Genomic DNA, 18,273 nt, shown 5'->3' with positions numbered 1-18,273 from the left:
AAAGGAAGAACATGAGCACGCAAGGAAGCCCGATCCGTGCATCGCTGGCCGTCCACTCGCGCGAGAATGGCAAACTGGTTTCGGCACGCGAAGCCGTACGCCTGATTCGCGATGGCGACACCGTGGCGACCGGCGGCTTCGTCGGGATTGGCTTTGCGGAAGAAATCGCCATCGCCATCGAAGCGCTCTGCCTCGCGCAGGATGACGAGGCCCCGGTCAGCATGGCCAAGCCCCGCAACCTGACGCTGGTTTACGCCGCGGGGCAAGGCGACGGCAAGGACCGGGGCCTGAACCATCTGGCGCAGCCCGGCCTGGTGAAGCGCGTCATCGGCGGGCACTGGGGCCTGGTGCCAAAGCTGCAGCAGCTCGCGGTCGGCAACCAGATCGAGGCCTACAACCTGCCGCAAGGCGTGATTACCCATCTGTTCCGCGATATCGCGGCCGGAAAGCCGGGACACCTCTCGCGCGTCGGGCTCGGTACCTTCGTCGATCCGCGCTATGGCGGCGGCAAGCTGAACGAGCGCACCACCGAGGACCTGGTCGAACTGATGCGCATCGGTGACCAGGACTACCTTTTCTACAAGGCCTTCCCGATCAACGTGGCAATCGTGCGCGGCACCACGGCTGATCCGGACGGCAATATCACCATGGAGCGCGAAGCCCTGACGCTCGAAGCCCTGGCGATTGCCATGGCCGCGCACAACTGCGGCGGCCTGGTGATCGTGCAGGTGGAGCGCATCGCCGAACGCGGCTCGCTCAATCCGCGCCAGGTGAAGATACCCGGCGTGCTGGTGGACTGCGTGGTGCTGGCGCAGCCCGAAAACCACCAGCAGACCTTTTCCACGCCCTACAATCCGGCATTTTCCGGCGAGGTCCGCGTGCCGGTGAGCAGCGTGGCGCCGATGCCGATGAGCGAGCGCAAGATCATCGCGCGACGCGCCGCCATGGAACTCAAGCCGAACAGCGTGGTAAACCTCGGCATCGGCATGCCGGAAGGCATTTCGAGCATCGCCAACGAGGAAAGGATCCTCGACCTGATGACGCTCACCGCGGAGCCTGGCGTGATTGGCGGCATCCCTGCCGGAGGGCTCAACTTTGGCGCGGCGACCAATCCGGACGCAATCATCGACCAGCCCTACCAGTTCGATTTCTACGACGGCGGCGGCCTCGATCTCGCCTTCCTGGGGCTGGCGCAGGCCGATCGCCTGGGCAACCTGAACGTATCCAGGTTCGGGCCGCGCCTGGCCGGCGCCGGGGGCTTTATCAACATCAGCCAGAATGCGAAGAAGGTGGTTTTTGTCGGCACCTTCATGGCAGGCGGCAGCGAGATCGCGGTGGTCGATGGCAAGCTGCAGATTCATCGCGATGGCAGCGCCAGGAAGTTCGTCGAGGAAGTCGAACATCGCACGTTCTCAGGCCCGCATGCAGCCGCGTCCGGGAAGCCGGTGCTCTATATCACCGAGCGTTGCGTATTCGAGCTGACCGCGCAGGGCCTGGAACTCATCGAGATTGCGCCCGGCGTCGACCTGGAGCGCGACATCCTTGCAAAAATGGCTTTCACGCCGATCGTGCGCTCCCCTGCCCTGATGGATGCGCGGATCTTCAGCCCCGAGCCGATGGGACTGCGCGCGGACGTGTTGCGCCTGCCGCTGGAAGCACGCGTCGACTACGATCCGGACAAGAACATCCTGTTCCTGAACTTCGAGCAGCTCGAGGTGAAGCGCGCCGAGGACATCGCCGCGATCCGCGCGCAAGTATGCCGCGTCTGCGAGCCGCTGGGCCACAGGGTCTATACCGTCGTCAACTACGAGGGTTTCGTGCTTGACCGCGGGGTGGAGGATGCCTACGTGGAAATGATCGATGAAATGGTGCAGCGCTTTTATATGGGCGTCACCCGCTTCACCACCAGCGCCTTCATGCGCGCCAAGCTCGGCGACACGCTCGCACGCCGCGGGCTGGCGCCCTATGTCTACGAGACCGAGGCCGAGGCGCAGGCGTCCTTGCGCGACCAGTCGGCCTGACGACCGCCCAGGCTGGCGGCCCGGGGCCGATCGCGGCGGGAGCACAGCAACTGGTCCCAGTCGGCCTCCGTAATGCCGGATATCCAGCTGTCGTGTGTCGCCTTTGGCAACACCAGCAAGGTGGACGGCCCGTGCCCGGCGAGTTCTTTCTGCAGTGCGAGTCCCGCCTGAGCGCCAACCAGCTCGTCCTGGCCAGCGACCAGTACCGACGAACGCCCATGGTATTGCCTGAGCGCGGTGGCGGAATCAAACGGGGATTTCAATAGCAGGCCGACCGGGATAAACCACATGATCCGAGCCGCGGTCTCGCGCAGGCTGTGGAACGGCGTGATGAGCACCAGCTCTTCTATGCTGGCGGGCATGGCGGCGGCCACCTGCGCCGCCACGCCACTCCCCAGGGACTCGCCCACCAGCGTCACCGGGCCGGGCCAACGCCGGGACACCTCGCCCATCAACGCCAACGCAGCGGGAACGATCGTGGCCTGCGACGGATTTCCGGGGTTGGGGCCAAACCCGGGATACTCGGCCAGAACCAGGCGGTACCCGCGGTTGTTGAAGATCTTGGCGAGGCTGAGCCGCTCAAGCGCATTGCCGTCGTTCCCGTGGAAGAAAAGGGCTGTTTTCGTCGATGCGTCAACGATTGGCGGCTCCACGACTATCGCGTTCACGCCTGGAATGATCTGGGCGCCGGCATGCGCAACCTGCTCCCGCCACGAGGACGCCTCGCTCGTGACCGGGAAGTAGATGAAGCGGTCCTGGCGCACATACATCCACACCAGCAGCAGGCAATAGCCGAGCACGACAATGTGCAGCGTGTTTCTCAAGGTCAGCCGAACTTGCATGGTGGGAGCCCCTGCAAACGTGAGACACAGCACTGTGGGCGCCCGCGCAAAGCGAAAAGAAGCTCCGGACGGCCGGCCCATGGGCGATGGTACGCCGTCAACATCGTTGATGGGGCATCCGGGCTGCAATTCGGGCCGCCGGACCCGCGACGCGACGCCCCGGCGCCATCCGCCCAGGAGTCTACGGATTGCCCCGGACATGGCCCTCGGACTCCGACAGATAGGCCGCGGCAAATGCCGCGAACACCGGACACGCCGGATTGTGGTTGGCATCTCGCCAGACCAGATGCACCTCGGCCCGCACATCATCGCGCCAGATCGGCCGGAACACCACGTCGGGAAAATGCAGATGCTGCGCCGACGCCGGCACCAGTGCCACCCCCAGTCCCGCGCGCACCAGCGCGAGCACGCTATGGGTCTGGCTCATCTGCTGCACCACGCGCGGGGGCCGGCCGGTGCCGGCCAGCACGGCGCCGATCAGGTCGTGGAAGTACTTGCCCTCCGTGGCGGAATACTGGATGAACCGCTGCCCCGCCAGATCGGCCCCCGCGATGCGCTCGCGCGCCGCCAGCGCGTGCGTCGCATGCACGGCAAGCAGCAGCGGCTCGCTGACCGCCGGCCGGCACTGCAGGTCGGGCTCCATGTCGCCGAGCAGGCGCAGGAAGCCGATATCGATGGTGCCCGTGCGCAACGCGTCGATCTGCGCGACCGACACCATCTCATGCAAGGTCACCTCGATCTCGGGCAAGGCTTCACCGGCCCTGGCGATCAGCTTCGGCACGAGATCGTAGCCGGCCACGGCGGTGAAGCCGATGCGCACCTTGCCGCTGGCGCCGCGGTCGATCCGCCGCGCCACGTCCACCGCATGGCCCGCCAGGGACAGCAGGCGCCGCGCATCGTCGAGCAATGCCGTGCCCGCCGCGGTCAGCCGCACCACGCGGCTGTTGCGGTCGAACAGCCGCACGCCGAGCGACTCCTCCAGCATGCGGATCTGCCGGCTCAGCGGCGATTGCGTCATGAAGAGCCGCGTCGCCGCGCGGCCGAAATGCAACTCCTCGCCCACGGCGATAAAGCAGCGCAACTGGTTCAGGTCCGGGATCATTGCATCATGCCAGAAGTTGGATTGATCGATGCAAACTATAGCTTAGACAGGCAACGATCGCGTTTCTATACTCGGGCAAATCGACAACCTGCCGAGATGCCCGCCAGTGAAACCCGCCATCCTGCTGACCCAACCCGTCGTCCCGAGCCTTGAAGCCGGCCTCCAGGCAGCCTATGAGATCCACCGCCTGTATGGCACGCCTTCGCCCGACGCGCTGCTCGACGAAATCGGGCCGCGCATCGAGGCAGTCGTTACCGGCGGCTCGCTCGGCCTGAAGGAATCGGTGATGCGCCGGCTGCCGGCGTTGAAGATCGTCGCGGTGTCGGGCGTCGGCACCGACGCGGTCGACCTGTCGTATGCCCGCGAGCGCGGCATCCACGTCACCACCACGCCGGACGTGCTGACCGCAGATGTCGCCGACCAGGCCCTCGGCCTGCTGATCTCGGTGTACCGCCGCCTGACCGAAGCCGAGCGCTACGTGCGTGCCGGCCAGTGGGGTAAGTCGTCCCTGTCGCTCGCGCGGCGCTTCAGCGGCAAGCGCATCGGTATCGTCGGCCTGGGCCGCGTGGGCCGTGCGATCGCCGTGCGCGCGGCGGCGTTTGGCTGCCCGTTGTCGTACACCGACCTGCGCGAGCAGCCCGACGTGCCGTACACGTTCCTGCCGGACATCGTCTCGCTGGCCACCCATTGCGATGCGCTGGTGCTGGCGGCGTCCGCCGACGGCGCGAAGCCGGTGGTCGATGCCGCCGTGCTCGATGCGCTGGGGCCAGACGGCGTGCTGATCAACGTGGCGCGTGGACGGCTCGTCGACGAGCCGGAACTGGTGCGCGCGCTGGAAACGGGCCGCATCGCCGGTGCCGGACTCGACGTCTTCTTCGACGAGCCGGCCGTGCCGACCCCGCTGCTCGGCATGGACAACGTCGTCATCCAGCCACACCGCGCCAGCGCGACCTGGGAGACGCGCGATGCCATGGGCGAGATCGTGCTCGCCAACCTGCGCGCCTGCCTGGCCGGCGAGCGTCCGCCGACCACGGTGCTGGCATAAGCCGCGCCCCGACCTCTTTTCCACATTGAACAGGCGCCACAGAACGCCGTGACAAGATCAGGAGACACCATGCAAACCCGCGCATTCCCGGCCTCGGCCCTCTCGCCCATTCCGTCTGTTTCTGCCAATTCCGTTCGTGCTGTCCTCCCGGCGCTGGGCCTGCTGGCCGTAGCCACGCTCGTCACCCTGGCGCCGCAGTCCGCGCAGGCCGGTGGCGCCTTTCCCGAGAAGCCGGTGACCATCGTCGTGCCCTTCCCGCCCGGCGGCGGCACCGACACCGGTGCACGCCTGCTGGCGCAGCGCCTGACCGAGATGTGGGGCAAGGCCGTCGTCATCGAAAACAAGCCCGGCGCCGCCGGCCAGATCGGCAGCGACTACGTGGCCCGTGCGAAGCCGGACGGCTATACGCTGCTGATGGGCAATGTCGGCACGCATGCGATCAACCCGTCGCTGTACAAGTCGTCCTATGACACGGTCAAGAGCTTCGCGCCGGTATCGCTGGTGGCCGACCTGCCGCAGATCATGGTGACCGCTCCCGGCAACCCCGCGGCCACCGTGCCGCAGGCGATTGCGGCGGGCAAGCGCGAGCCGGGCAAGGTTACGTACAGCAGTTCCGGCAGCGGCAGCTCGATGCATCTGGCCGGGGCCATGTTCGCGCGCCAGGCCGGCGTGGAGATGCTGCACGTGGCATACAAGGGCGGCGGTCCGGCCGTGTCCGATGTGATGGCCGGCCATGTGAACTACACGTTCGCGACGCTGTACGAAACCATGGGCATGATCAAGGGCGGCAAGCTCAAGGCCGTGGCCGTCACCGGCGACAAGCGTGCGGCCGCCATGCCCAACGTGCCGACCGTGGCCGAAGCCGGCCTGGCCGGTTATGAAGCGGTGTCGTGGATCGGCCTGCTCGCGCCGGCGGGCACGCCGCCCGCGCTCGTCGGCAAGATCTCGCAGGACGTGCGCACGGCACTGGCCGACCCGAAGGTGAAACAGATGCTGGTCGACCAGGGCGCGGTCCCGGCGACCAGCACGCCAGAGGCCTTTGCATCGCTGATTGCGCACGATACCGCGCGCTATGCGAAGCTGATCCGCGACCTCGGGATCAAGGCCGAGTGACCGCCTGAATCAGGCGTCCCTCATGTCGAGCCGCGTTCGACGATGCGAAACCCGACATCGACAATCGGCTCGGCCACTGACTCGCCGCGGCAGCGGTCCAGCAGCAACCGCGCCGCCCGCGCCCCGATGGCGGCGCCATCGACCTGCACCGTCGTCAGCGACGGGTTCAGGTGCGCCGCGAAATCGGCATCGCCAAAGCCGCAGATCGCCAGGTCTTCAGGAATGCGCAGCCCGCGCGCCAGCGCCTCGACCATGACACCCTGCGCCAGCTGGTCGGAACTGCAATAGATCGCCTCGATCGTCGGGTCCTTTGCCAGCAGGTCGGCCAATGCCTGGCGGCCGAGGGCCAGGCTGCTCGGCGCCGGGACAACGACGGTCGGGACGTCATGCCCTACCGTCGAGACCAGGCCCTCGCGCCGTACCGACGCGCGATGATCGTCGCCCGTTGCAATGCCCAGGCGGCGCCACCCCTTGCCCAGGAAGTATCCCGCGATGGCGCTGCCCACCTTGAGGTGGGAGAACCCGACCACCATGTCGACCGGCCGGTCGCTGAGATCCCACATTTCGACGACCGGGATGCCGGCGCGCCGCAGGCGCTCGCGCGACGCCTGCGAGTGGACCAGCCCGATCAAGGCGATTCCGTCCGGTCGGCGGCTGATCATGGTGCCAAGCAGTGCCGCTTCGCGCGCGTGGTCGTAGCCTGTCTGACCGAGAATCAACTGGTAGCCGGCCGCGTCAAGCGCATCGGTCAGCGCCTTGACCGTGGGCAGGAACTGCGCGACCGCGATGTTCGGCACCAGCGCCGCCACCATCAGGCTGCGCTTCGACTTGAGCCCGCCCGCCAGCAGGTTGGGGATATAGCCCGTTGTCTCGACCGCCTTCTGTACCCGCGCGATGGTCTTTTCCGACACCATGCCGGGGTTGCCGAGCGCGCGCGACGCGGTGATCAACGAGACGCCGGCCTCGCGCGCAACATCATGCAGCGTCACGGATTTCGGCCCATTGGAATTCGACATGCGGATCCTGAATCAGGGTAAATCGCTACCGGCGACACGCGCCAAGGCGATTGACGATCGGGAATGACAACGTTAGCATTTCCTCCATTCCCGCGACGGTCGCCCTAGCTATCCAAAGATATAGAAGCCTCAACCGCGCATAGGAATGACGTATGGATTATATCAGCCCCTTCGCCTTGAAATGATAACGTTGTCATTTGGCGAATCGAAACTGACCTCTCCCCCCTTGTTGCCTGCATCCATGACGAACTGCACCGCTCAATCCGCCGACACCATCGCCTCGATCCGGCTTTCCTCGTGCTACCTGCCGCTGGCCACGCCGATCAGCGATGCCAAGGTCCTGACCGGCCGCCAGAAGCCGATGACCGAGGTGGCTATCCTCTTTGCCGAGATACGGACGCGCGACGGCCACGAAGGCATCGGCTTCAGCTATGCCAAGCGCGCCGGCGGCCCCGGCCAGTTCGCCCATGCCCGCGAGATCGCCCCGGCGCTGATCGGCGAAGACCCGAGCGATATCGCGCGGCTGTGGGACAAGCTCTGCTGGGCGGGCGCGTCGGTCGGCCGCAGCGGCCTGTCGACGCAGGCCATCGGCGCATTCGACGTCGCGCTCTGGGACCTGAAGGCCAGGCGCGCGGGCTTGTCGCTGGCCAAGCTGCTGGGCGCCCATCGCGACGCCGTGCGCTGCTACAACACGTCCGGCGGTTTCCTGCACACGCCGCTGGACCAGTTGCTGGTCAATGCGGCGGCATCGGTCGAGCGCGGCATCGGTGGGATCAAGCTGAAGGTCGGCCAGCCCAATGGCGCGCTCGACATCCAGCGCGTGGCCGCGGTGCGCGAGCGTCTGGGCGATGCGGTGCCGATCATGGTCGATGCCAACCAGCAATGGGACCGTCCGACCGCGCAGCGCATGTGCCGCACGTTCGAGTCCTTCAACCTCGTCTGGATCGAGGAACCGCTGGACGCCTACGACCACGAAGGCCATGCCGCGCTCGCGACGCAATTCGACACGCCGATCGCCACCGGCGAAATGCTGACCAGCGCGGCCGAGCACTGGGACCTGATCCGGCATCGCGCCGCCGACTACCTGATGCCCGATGCGCCTCGCGTCGGCGGCATCACGCCGTTCCTCAAGGTCTGCGCACTGGCCGAGCATGCGGGCCTGATGATCGCGCCGCATTTCGCGATGGAGCTGCACGTACACCTTGCCGCGGCTTACCCGCGCGAACCGTGGGTCGAGCACTTCGACTGGCTCGAACCGTTGTTCAACGAACGGCTGGACATCCGCGACGGGCGCATCATCGTGCCGACCCGGCCGGGCCTGGGCATCACCATCAGCGAACAGGCGCGCGCCTGGACACGCGAGCAGGCTGTATTTGGCGAGCAGGCCTGACATCGCCCACCGCATTCCGCCGGCCTCCCACACAAGAGAGCAAGAGAGACAAGGAGACAAGACATGAAGAAGCTGATTGCATCCGCACTGATGACCCTCGCCATGACGGGGGCGCAGGCTGCGTGGCCCGAGAAGCCGGTCACGCTGGTGGTGCCCTTCCCCGCTGGCGGCTCGACTGACAACGTGGCGCGCATCCTGAGCGCGAAGTACCAGGCGCAGTTCGGCGGCAGCTTTGTGGTCGACAACCGGCCCGGCGCGGCCGGCATGATCGGCGCCGCCGCGGTCAAGCGCGCGCCGGCCGATGGCTACACCGTGTTCGTCTCGTCGCTCGGACCGTTCGTGATCGGCCCGCACCTGACGAAGAACGCGGGCTACGATCCGCTCAAGGACTTCGACTACGTCAGCGTCGCGGTGCAGGCGCCGAACGTGCTGGCCGTGCCGGCGAATTCGCGCTTCAAGACGATCCAGGATGTCGTCGCCTACGAGAAGGCCAATCCGGACAAGCTGACGTTCGCGTCCGCCGGCAACGGTACCAGCGACCATCTCACGGCCGAGCTGTTCTGGCAGCAAACCGGCACGACGGGCATCCATGTGCCGTACAAGGGCGGCGCGCCCGCGATGAATGACCTGCTCGGCGGACAGGTCGATGCGACGTTCATGAACATCAACACGGCGGTGCCGCACATCAAGGCGGGCAAGCTGCGCGCGCTGGCGATCACGAGCAGCGCGCGCTCGCCGATCCTGCCCGATGTGCCCACCATGGACGAGTCCGGCATCAAGGGCGTGACGGTCTACTCGTGGCAGGCCGTGGCGGCGCCCAAGGGATTGCCGCCGGAGGTCAAGGCCAAGCTGCATAGCGCCACGGTCGCGGCGCTCAATGACCCGGCGGTCAAGGCCAGGCTGCTCGAAGTAGGCTTCGAGATCGTCGCCAATACGCCGGAGCAGTTCACCGCGTTCCAGGCGTCGGAGTTCGCGCGCTGGAAGAAGGTGATCGAGGTGGGCAAGATCACGGCGGACTGACGAGCCCGCCGGAACGACGCGATTCAGCCGGCGCTTTGCGCGCCATGGTGCCCGGCCCCGTTTGACCGCTTGGTGCGCCGGATCACCATGAACACCAGCAGCACGACCGGCACGATCAGCAGGCCCTCGACCAGTTCGGGGTCCATGCCCAGGTGCAGCGCGTGCAGCGAGCGCAGGCCGACCGCCGTCAGCGAGAGCACATAGTAGGAAATCGCCGCCACGGACAGCCCTTCCACCGCGTGCTGCAGGTGAAGCTGTGTGCGCGCGGTGCGATCCATCCCCGCCAGCAGCCGCATGGTATTGCCTTCCTGTGCGAGGCTGACGCGCGTGCGCAGCAGGTCGACCGCGCGCGCGACGCGCGTCGTGAACTGCTCCAGGCGGTTCGCGCTGGCGCGGCACGTGTCCATGGCCGGCGTGAAGCGGCGCTCCATGAATTCGGCGATGGTCGGGATGCCCTCGATGCGTTCCTCGCGCAGTTCCTGGATGCGCGCCATCACCAGCCGTTCGTAGGCGCGGCTCGCGCTGAAGCGGTGGCTCGACTCCGCCAGCGCCTCGCCGCGCACGGCCAGGTGCGTGAGTTCCTGCAGCAGGTTGGCGTCCACCTTGTCGTCCGGCGCGGAGTCCATGCGGTGCATCAGTCCGGCCAGCGAGCGCTGCAGCACGTTGAGCGAACGGCCCAGTTCGCGCGCGGCGGGCAGCGCCAGCAGGGCCATCATGCGATAGGTCTCGATCTCGTACAGCCGCTGCAGCAGGCGTCCGCCCTGCGCCTCGCGGAAGCCCTCGTCGATGACCAGGAAGCGCGAAAAGCCATCGGGCTTGATGGTCCAGTCGCAATAGACTTCGCCGTTGCCCAGCACGCGGCTGCCGACCTTGATCGGGCCGTCTATCCACTGCCGGTAGTCATGACGTGCAACCGGGGCATTCTCGCCGGACACCAGTTCCATGCGGATCGCGACGAAACGCTTGCCCGCGATCAGCTCGAACCAGGCCGGTGGAATGTGTTCGGTGGCCAGCCCGGAGAAGTAATCGGTGTCATGCCGGGTGGCCACGAACGTGTAGGTCGAGAATTCCGTGTGGCGTTCCCACTTCAGCTGGCGCTCGCCATTCCATTGCGCGGCATAGTGGGTACTGCCCGGCTCGGGCGGCGGCATGCCGGTCAGTTCGCACAACGCCGTCAGCAACTGCTCATGTACGGCGGCATCGTCCGCCGCATAGATCGCCAGGTGAGCGAGCGCGACGGAGCCTGACAAGCGCAGGAAAGGTCTTGCGTGCAGTTCGTTGGCAAGGCTGGCGCGCAGGGCGTGGTCCATATTCGTCGGTCTTTCGGAAGGTTTCAGTCAGGGAGCGTCCGTCAGGATATCAGTCGAAGATGACCGAACGTCGGCACCGAACTTTAGCAAGACCCGGGCCAAAACCCTGAAATCTATCCTTCCCGGCCTTCCGCGGGCGCTACAGTCGCCCCCTGGATGCCGTGCCGCGCCAGCGCACCGGCCACCACACCGGTCGCCTTCATCGCTTCGACAAAGCCAGCGAGAAAAACCGCCGCGCGCTCGCCACGCGACTTCGGCACGCCCATGGCCTGCCGGATCACCATGAAGCGCTCGCCGAGCAGGCGCAGGCCATCCTTTCCCGCCGCATCGGATTCCAGTTGCTGGAACCGCTTTGCGCGATCCCTTGTCCGACCAGAACGCCATTGCATGCGTGCCGACAGGGACGGGAGACAAGCTGTTGATTGCCAGTGCCTGCGCTGGCTGCGCCTGTCCGGACAGCTTTTCCTACTACGTGATCGATCCCAGGCGCGTCCTGATTCTTGCGCCCAGGAAGGCCTCTGAAACGCGTGACGAGCGGTGCGCGGAAAAGGTGCTGGGAGCCAAGGTGCCTGCAAGCGCCCGAAGGTGACCTTGCTCGGGCCAGCGGCACGCTGCCGCTGAACGCGGATGGCAATTCAAGCCCGGCAAGCAGCCTGCCACATCGGGCAAGCCCCTAATCGTGCCCCGTCACCGCGCGCTTGGTCGCGTGAAATCCGTGCTTGGTCGCATCGCCGACTGCATGCGCACCTGACTTCACGCCGCGGCCGATCGCGAATGTTGCATCGCGCACGGCATGCCCGCCCTTCTTGCCAGCCGCCTTGACGTTGTCCTTGAATGCATGGGCATCCCCGGACAGGCTCGCCTGCGCGAGCGGGGTGGCCGCGGCGAGGATGATCGCGATGATCAGGGTCCTTGTCTTCCTCATGTCAACGTGTCCGATTCTTTCGTGTCAAAGCCCTGTAACCGGCCGTCCCGGCCGGTGTCACATATCGACATTTTAGACTCTGCCCGCGACGGCTCGCGCTCAACGCGCCGCAGGCCCCGCTTCCGTGATGGCGCTGTAGACCAGCGTGCGCAGTTGACGTCGCACGGGATAGGCCGAAGAAGGCAGAAGCTGGGTCAGAAAGAGACCGATCAGTTCCTCCTGCGGATCGACCCAGAAGAAAGTGCTGGCGGCACCACCCCAGAAGAAATCACCCGCGCTACCGGGAATCAGCGTGGATTCGGGCCGCACCGTGGTGGCAAAACCGAGCCCGAAGCCCACCCCGTCATACGTGGCCTCGCTGAACATCGAGCGTGACAGGGCTGGCAGGTCCACGCCGCCGGGCAGGTGGTTGGCGGTCATCAGCTTCAGCGTCTTCGGCGCCAGCAGCCGCACGCCGTCGAGTTCGCCGCCTTGCAGCAGCATGCGCGCGAAGCGCATGTAGTCCGCGGCCGTCGACACCAGCCCGCCGCCGCCCGAGATAAAACTAGGCGGCTTGAGATAAGGACTCGTCTGGGGGTCGTCCTGCAGCATCGGTCCCTTTTTCGACACGACTTTCGAACCGAGAACACCCACCGCGTAGCACGCGCAGAAGCGCGATGCCTTGTCTTCCGGCACATGGAAATCCGTGTCGACCATGCCGAGCGGATCGAAGATGCGCTGCTTCAGGAAGGCCTCGAACGGCATGCCGCTAACCTTGCCGACCAGGTAGCCGAGCACGTCGGTCGATACGGAGTAATTCCACGCCTCGCCCGGCGAGAATTCGAGCGGCAGTGTGGCGAGCTTCTCGATCATCTCGTCGAGCGTGCCGTCGGTGGCAAGTTCGCCGAGCTTCAGCTTGCGATACGCGGCGTCGACGTTGGTGTTCTGCTGGAAGCCGTAGGTCAGGCCCGAGGTGTGCCGCAGCAGGTCGACCACCAGCATCGGCCGTGCCGGCGCACGCGTCTGGAAGCTTTCCATGAAGCCGCCCGCATGGACGCCGAGGTTTTCCCACGCCGGAATGTATTTGCTGACGGGATCATCCAGCGCGATCTTGCATTCCTCGACCAGCATCATGACCGCCACCGACGTCACCGGCTTGGTCATCGAGTAGATGCGGAAGATCGAATCCTGCGCCAGCGGCACCTGCCGCTCGCGGTCGGCGAGGCCCAGCACCGAGTTCAGCGCCAGTTCGCCGCGCCGCCAGACCTGGATCAGCGCGCCGGGCAGCTTGCCGGTCGCGATATAGGATTCGTCGATGAAGCGTTCGACGCGGGCAAGCCGCTCGCGGGACATGCCCCGCGTTTCCCTGCTCTGCATAGTCATCTCTCCCCCGGGATGTGCCTGGACCGGCGTCCCGGTTACTTGGTTACGCCGACCAGGGTGCCGCTGAAGGCGGCGCAAACTCCGCCATCATGACATTTACGGTCCGTTCGCGCCAAGCTCGCAGAAACCCACGGCGCCGAATTTTGCGGCGAAACCGTCCCACGGACTGCTGGTATCCACTAAATTGGAAACTCGCTTGCGAAATGACCTTCAAGGGGGAATCACATCATGGCTGCACGGAATTTCGGATTCACCGCACTGGCCGTTGCAATCACGCTGACAGCATGGTCGGGCATGTCATGGGCCACGGAGCAAGGGGAGCAACGCCGCGACGCACGCGACGTGCGGCAAGATACGCGCCAGGACTCGCGGCATACCAAGCAGGATTGCCGCGCGGCCAACCAGAAGAGCAACGCAAGCTGCCGCCACGACAAGCGCGAGACCAAGCAGGGCGGCCGGCAGACGGCCCGCGACATCAAGTACTGACGCTGCGGGCTGACAGGCGGCCACCCGCCTCGCCTGTCAGCCTCCCAATACCCTGCCCCCGCCGTAGCTCGACTGCGTGGGCGCCATCCCGCCAAGGGTCACCCTGATCGCGCAGTACTTGAACTCGGGGATCTTGCCGAATGGGTCCAGCGCAGCGTTGGTGAGCTTGTTGATGGCCGCCTCGTAGTAGCAGAACGGCACGAACACGGCCCCGCGCGGCGTGCCGGCATCGGCGCGCGCGTACAGCGACACCTGTCCGCGCCGGGAGGCCAGCGTGACGACATCGCCCGGCTGGCCGCCGAGATCGGCCAGGTCGAGCGGATGCACCAGTGCCACCGGATCCGGCTCGATGGCATCCAGCACGCCCGCGCGCCGCGTCATGCTGCCCGTGTGCCAGTGTTCAAGCTGGCGGCCGGTGATCAGCACCATCGGATAGTCCGTGTCGGGCCGTTCGTCCGCGGGAACGATGTCCGCCGGAACAAAACGGCCGCGTCCGGTAGCGGTCGGGAACCGGTCGGTGAAGATCACCGGCTCGCCCGGATCGCCTTCGGCGCGGCACGGATAGGTCACCGCGCCCGACGCCTGCAACCGGTCCCATGTCACGCCGCCGATGCTCGGCATGGCGTGGCGCATCTCGTCGAACACGTCGGCCACGCTGCCGTACTGCCACGCCAAATCCAGGCCCTGCGCCATCTGCTGGATGATCCACAGGTCCTGCCTGGCCTGCCCCGGCGGCAACAGTGCCTGGCGCCCGAGCTGCACGGTGCGGTCCGTGTTGGTGAAGGTGCCGGTCTTTTCCGGGAAGGCCGATGCCGGCAGCACGACGTCTGCCAGATAAGCGGTCTCGGTCAGGAAGATGTCCTGCACCACCAGGTGGTCCAGCGCGGCCAACGCCTCGCGCGCATGTTCGGCATCCGGGTCGGACATGGCCGGGTTCTCGCCCATGATGTACATGCCGCGCACCTCGCCGCGCCCGATCGCGTCCATGATCTCGACCACGGTCAGGCCCGGCTGATGGTCGAGCGGCGTGCCCCACAGTTTCTCGAAACTTGCGATCGCCTCGGGATCGTCCACGCGGCGGTAATCCGGGTACATCATCGGGATCAGGCCCGCATCGGACGCACCCTGCACGTTGTTCTGGCCGCGCAGCGGATGCAGGCCGGTGCCGGGACGGCCGATCTGGCCCGTCATCAGCGCCAGCGCAATCAGGCAGCGCGCGTTGTCGGTGCCGTGCACGTGCTGCGACACGCCCATGCCCCACAGGATCATCGAGGCCTTCGACGTGGCATAGGCACGCGCGACTTCGCGGATGGTCTGCGCATCGATGCCGCATAGTGGCGCCATCAATTCGGGGCTGAACGCAGCCACGTTGCGCTCCAGTTCGTCGAAGCCGATGGTGCGGCTGTCGATGAAGTCCTGGTTGACCAGCCCTTCCGTGACGATCACATGCATCATCGCGTTGAGCAGCGCGACATCCGCGTCCGGCGTGAACTGCAGGAAACGCCAGGCAAAGCGCGCCAGGTCCGAGCGGCGCGGATCGGCCACGATAAGCTTCGTGCCGTTCTTCACCGCGTTCTTGATCCAGCTTGCCGCCACCGGGTGGTTCACGGTCGGGTTGGCGCCGATCACGATCACGACCTCGGCGCGGTCCACGTCCATCACCGGGTTCGACACCGCGCCGGAACCGATGCCTTCGAGCAGCGCCGCGACCGACGACGCGTGGCACAGCCGCGTGCAGTGGTCGACGTTGTTGCTGCCGAAGCCCGTGCGCACGAGCTTCTGGAACAGGTAGGCCTCCTCATTGCTGCCCTTGGCCGAGCCGAAGCCGGCCAGCGCGCGCTTGCCGTGCGTGTCGCGGATCTGCACCAGCGTGCCGCTGGCCCGCGCGAGCGCTTCTTCCCAGGTCGCTTCGCGGAACACGTCCATCACGTGATCCGGGTCCATGACGAAGTCGCCGCGCTTGGGCACGCCGTCGCGCCGGATCAGCGGCACGGTCAGGCGCTGCGGATGCTGCACGTAGTCGAAGCCATAGCGGCCTTTCACGCACAGGCGAGCGTGGTTGGCCGGGCCATCGCGCCCCTCGACATAGAGGATGCGGTTGTCCTTGACGTTGTAGGTGAGCTGGCATCCCACGCCGCAGTATGGGCACACCGACTCCACCTGCTTGTCCGGCACCGCCAGCGCTGCGTCGCGCGCGGGCATCAGCGCACCCGTCGGGCAAGCCTGCACGCATTCGCCGCAGGCCACGCACGTGGACGCGCCCATCGGGTCGTCCATGTCGAAGACGATCCGCGCCGCGTCGCCACGCAGCGCCAGGCCGATTACGTCGTTGACCTGCTCGTCGCGGCAGGCGCGCACGCAGCGCGTGCACTGGATGCAGGCGTCCAGGTTGACGGCGATGGCGGGATGCGAGAGATCCGCGGCCACGCGCTCGCGCGGCGCGAAGCGCGGCTTGCCGACTTCCAGGCGCGCGGACCACTGGTCCAGTTCGTTGTGCCGCGTGTATTCGCCTTCCGGCATGTCCGACTGCAGCAACTCCAGCACCGTGCGCTGGGCGCGCCGCGCGCGCTCGGACTCCGTCTGCACGGTCATGCCCTGCGACGGATAGCGGCAGCACGAAGGCGCCAGTACCCGCTCGCCCTCGATCTCCACCATGCAGGCCCGGCAATTGCCGGCGGCCTCCAGCCCGTCCTTGTAGCAGAGGTGGGGTACGTCAAAGCCTTCGCGCTGCGCCACCTTCAGCAGGCTTTCGCCCGGCTGTGCCGCCACTTCACGGCCGTTCAGCGTGAACGTGACGGAAGGCTCGGAGGATTCGACCAGCGCGCGTTCGGCGCGCGTCAGCGCATTCATGCCTGTGCCTCCGGGCGCTGCGGCGCCGCCTGCAATTCATGAGGGAAATAGCGGATCACGCAATCCACCGGGTTCGGCGCGGCCTGCCCGAGGCCGCAGATCGATGCATCGCGCATGACGGCGGACAAGTCCTCCAGCGCGGGCAGGTCCCATTGCGGCGCTCGGATCAGGTCGTATGCCTTGGCCGTGCCCACGCGGCACGGCGTGCATTGGCCGCAGGACTCGTGGCGGAAGAAATGCATCAGGTTGCGCGCCGCGCCGACGGCGCTGTCGTGGTCGGACAGCACCACGATCGCCGCCGAGCCGATAAAGCAGCCATGCGGCTGCAGCGTGTCGAAATCCAGCGGGATATTGCCCATCGATGCAGGCAGGATGCCGCCCGACGCGCCGCCGGGCAGGTAGGCATAGAAACTGTGGCCATCGAGCATGCCGCCGCAGTATTCGTCGATCAGCTCGCGCACCGTGATGCCGGCCGGTGCCAGGTGCACGCCGGGCCGGTGCACGCGCCCCGACACCGAGAACGAGCGCAGCCCCTTGCGGCCATGCCTGCCCTGCGAGGCGAACCATTCGGCGCCGTTTTCCAGGATGTCGCGCACCCAGTAGAGCGTTTCAAAGTTGTGTTCGAGCGTGGGCCGGCCAAACAGGCCCACCTGCGCCACGTACGGCGGGCGCAGGCGCGGCATGCCGCGCTTGCCTTCGATCGATTCGATCATGGCCGACTCTTCGCCGCAGATATAGGCGCCCGCGCCGCGGCGCAGTTCGATCTTCGGCAGGCCGGCCACGGGTGGATCGTCACGCAGTTCCTGCAGCGCCCGAGCGAGGATGGCTCGGCAACCCGCGTATTCGTCGCGCAGGTAGATGTAGATCGCCGACACCTGCACCACCGCCGCGGCAATCAGCATGCCTTCCAGGAAGCGGTGCGGATCGCGTTCCAGGTAGAAGCGATCCTTGAACGTGCCGGGCTCGCCTTCGTCGATATTCACCGCCATCAGGCGCGGCGCGGGCTCGTTGCCGACGATGCGCCATTTGCGGCCGGCCGGGAAACCCGCGCCACCCAGGCCGCGCAGCCCGGAGTCCTCCATCGTGCAGAGCACGGCAGCCGGAGCTAACGTGCCTTGCGCAAGCGCGTCGAGCAGCGCGTAGCCTCCGCCCGCGCGGTAGTCGGCATAGCCGGTCTGCGCCACGGATTCATCGTGGATGGTTCCGGCGGCCACGCAGGCCTCCACGGCGGCAACCGTGGCGCCGTCCAGCGGCTTTTGTCCGATCAGCGCAGCCGGCGCCTTCTCGCATCGGCCGATGCAGGGCGCTGCGACCACGCGCACATCCGTCCCAAGCAACGCGGGGAGCTTGTCCAGCAGCGACTGTGCACCGGCCATCTCGCAGGCGATGCCTTCGCACACACGCACTGTCAGCGAAGGCGGCGGCGCGATCCGCCCGTCGGCGTCTTCACGGACGACGTCGAAGTGGTGGTAGAACGTGGCCACCTCGTACACCTCGGCCATGGCAAGCCCCAGTTCCTGCGCCAGCGCGACAAGATGCGGCATGGCCAGCTGGCCGTAGCGGTCCTGGATGCAGTGCAGGTGCTCGATCAGCAGGTCGCGGCGGCGCGGCATGTCGCCGAGCGCGGCCCGGACCTCCGCCAGTGCAGCGGCGTCGACCTGCCGGCCCTTGGGCTGGCGGCGCTTGCGCAGCCGCCCGAGTCCGGTGGCGTCGAGGGGAATGACAACCTGGTTCATGGAATGCGTGTCTCCTGCGGGCGCTATGAAGGCGTTCAGGAAGGCGCCCTTGCGG

At 66.7% G+C, this 18,273-nt stretch carries 14 protein-coding genes and 1 pseudogene; 6 read left to right on the top strand and 9 right to left on the bottom strand.

Annotated elements, in window-relative coordinates; translation table 11 throughout:
* Positions 1-11 precede the first annotated feature (11 nt).
* The gene (locus AC3FKG_RS12830; protein WP_483713897.1) at positions 12-2,021 is read left to right on the top strand and encodes an acyl CoA:acetate/3-ketoacid CoA transferase; all 2,010 of its coding nucleotides are present in this window, start codon (positions 12-14) and stop codon (positions 2,019-2,021) included.
* Here AC3FKG_RS12830 and AC3FKG_RS12825 read toward each other — a convergent pair.
* Positions 1,970-2,863 (bottom strand): alpha/beta fold hydrolase, encoded by an 894-nt coding sequence (locus AC3FKG_RS12825; protein WP_488743257.1) that lies wholly within the window; start codon positions 2,861-2,863, stop codon positions 1,970-1,972. The genes AC3FKG_RS12830 and AC3FKG_RS12825 overlap by 52 nt on opposite strands.
* Before the next feature lie 181 nt (positions 2,864-3,044).
* Complete coding sequence (locus AC3FKG_RS12820) at positions 3,045-3,965, bottom strand: LysR family transcriptional regulator (RefSeq protein WP_483713895.1); 921 nt, start codon at positions 3,963-3,965, stop codon at positions 3,045-3,047.
* Between the two features lie 106 nt (positions 3,966-4,071).
* Here AC3FKG_RS12820 and AC3FKG_RS12815 point away from each other — a divergent pair, with 106 nt between their 5' ends.
* Together AC3FKG_RS12815 and AC3FKG_RS12810 are read left to right on the top strand one after the other, a co-directional pair.
* Positions 4,072-5,010 (top strand): 2-hydroxyacid dehydrogenase, encoded by a 939-nt coding sequence (locus AC3FKG_RS12815; RefSeq protein ID WP_488743256.1) that lies wholly within the window; start codon positions 4,072-4,074, stop codon positions 5,008-5,010.
* A 69-nt stretch (positions 5,011-5,079) separates the two neighbouring features.
* Positions 5,080-6,123, top strand: coding sequence for a Bug family tripartite tricarboxylate transporter substrate binding protein (locus tag AC3FKG_RS12810; protein ID WP_488743255.1), 1,044 nt, complete (start codon positions 5,080-5,082; stop codon positions 6,121-6,123).
* Between the two features lie 20 nt (positions 6,124-6,143).
* On the opposite strand, the gene AC3FKG_RS12805 is transcribed toward AC3FKG_RS12810, so the two are convergent.
* Positions 6,144-7,139, bottom strand: coding sequence for a LacI family DNA-binding transcriptional regulator (locus tag AC3FKG_RS12805; protein WP_488743254.1), 996 nt, complete (start codon positions 7,137-7,139; stop codon positions 6,144-6,146).
* A gap of 241 nt (positions 7,140-7,380) precedes the next feature.
* On the opposite strand from AC3FKG_RS12805, the gene AC3FKG_RS12800 reads away from it, so the two are divergent.
* Positions 7,381-8,529: an L-talarate/galactarate dehydratase gene (locus AC3FKG_RS12800; RefSeq protein WP_488743253.1), complete on the top strand. Its 1,149-nt coding sequence runs from the start codon at positions 7,381-7,383 to the stop codon at positions 8,527-8,529.
* 63 nt (positions 8,530-8,592) lie between these two features.
* Positions 8,593-9,549: a Bug family tripartite tricarboxylate transporter substrate binding protein gene (locus tag AC3FKG_RS12795; protein WP_483713889.1), complete on the top strand. Its 957-nt coding sequence runs from the start codon at positions 8,593-8,595 to the stop codon at positions 9,547-9,549.
* Between the two features lie 23 nt (positions 9,550-9,572).
* Here the strand turns inward: AC3FKG_RS12795 and AC3FKG_RS12790 are convergent, their stop codons facing one another.
* From AC3FKG_RS12790 to AC3FKG_RS12775, 4 genes and pseudogenes are all read right to left on the bottom strand, one after another.
* Complete coding sequence (locus AC3FKG_RS12790) at positions 9,573-10,859, bottom strand: DUF3422 family protein (protein ID WP_483713888.1); 1,287 nt, start codon at positions 10,857-10,859, stop codon at positions 9,573-9,575.
* A gap of 113 nt (positions 10,860-10,972) precedes the next feature.
* Positions 10,973-11,203 (bottom strand): annotated as a pseudogene (locus AC3FKG_RS12785) (ABC transporter substrate-binding protein); the annotation flags it as partial.
* Positions 11,204-11,532: 329 nt separating this feature from the next.
* Positions 11,533-11,784, bottom strand: a complete 252-nt coding sequence (locus tag AC3FKG_RS12780; RefSeq protein WP_483713887.1) for a hypothetical protein — start codon at positions 11,782-11,784, stop codon at positions 11,533-11,535.
* Between the two features lie 99 nt (positions 11,785-11,883).
* Positions 11,884-13,146 (bottom strand): serine hydrolase domain-containing protein, encoded by a 1,263-nt coding sequence (locus AC3FKG_RS12775; protein ID WP_483713886.1) that lies wholly within the window; start codon positions 13,144-13,146, stop codon positions 11,884-11,886.
* Positions 13,147-13,374: 228 nt separating this feature from the next.
* Between AC3FKG_RS12775 and AC3FKG_RS12770 the strand changes: the two genes are divergently transcribed.
* Entirely contained in the window at positions 13,375-13,632 is a 258-nt protein-coding gene (locus AC3FKG_RS12770; protein ID WP_483713884.1) for a hypothetical protein, read from the top strand.
* A 36-nt stretch (positions 13,633-13,668) separates the two neighbouring features.
* Here AC3FKG_RS12770 and fdhF read toward each other — a convergent pair whose 3' ends face one another.
* Positions 13,669-16,482: a formate dehydrogenase subunit alpha gene (gene fdhF, locus AC3FKG_RS12765; RefSeq protein WP_488743252.1), complete on the bottom strand. Its 2,814-nt coding sequence runs from the start codon at positions 16,480-16,482 to the stop codon at positions 13,669-13,671.
* Entirely contained in the window at positions 16,479-18,218 is a 1,740-nt protein-coding gene (locus AC3FKG_RS12760; RefSeq protein WP_488743251.1) for an NADH-ubiquinone oxidoreductase-F iron-sulfur binding region domain-containing protein, read from the bottom strand. The genes fdhF and AC3FKG_RS12760 overlap by 4 nt, the downstream gene beginning before the upstream one ends.
* Between the last annotated feature and the right edge of the window lie 55 nt (positions 18,219-18,273).

The sequence above is a fragment of the Cupriavidus sp. 22TCCZM04-2 genome (assembly GCF_057798895.1).
This window is presented reverse-complemented; position numbering and strand designations above follow the sequence as displayed.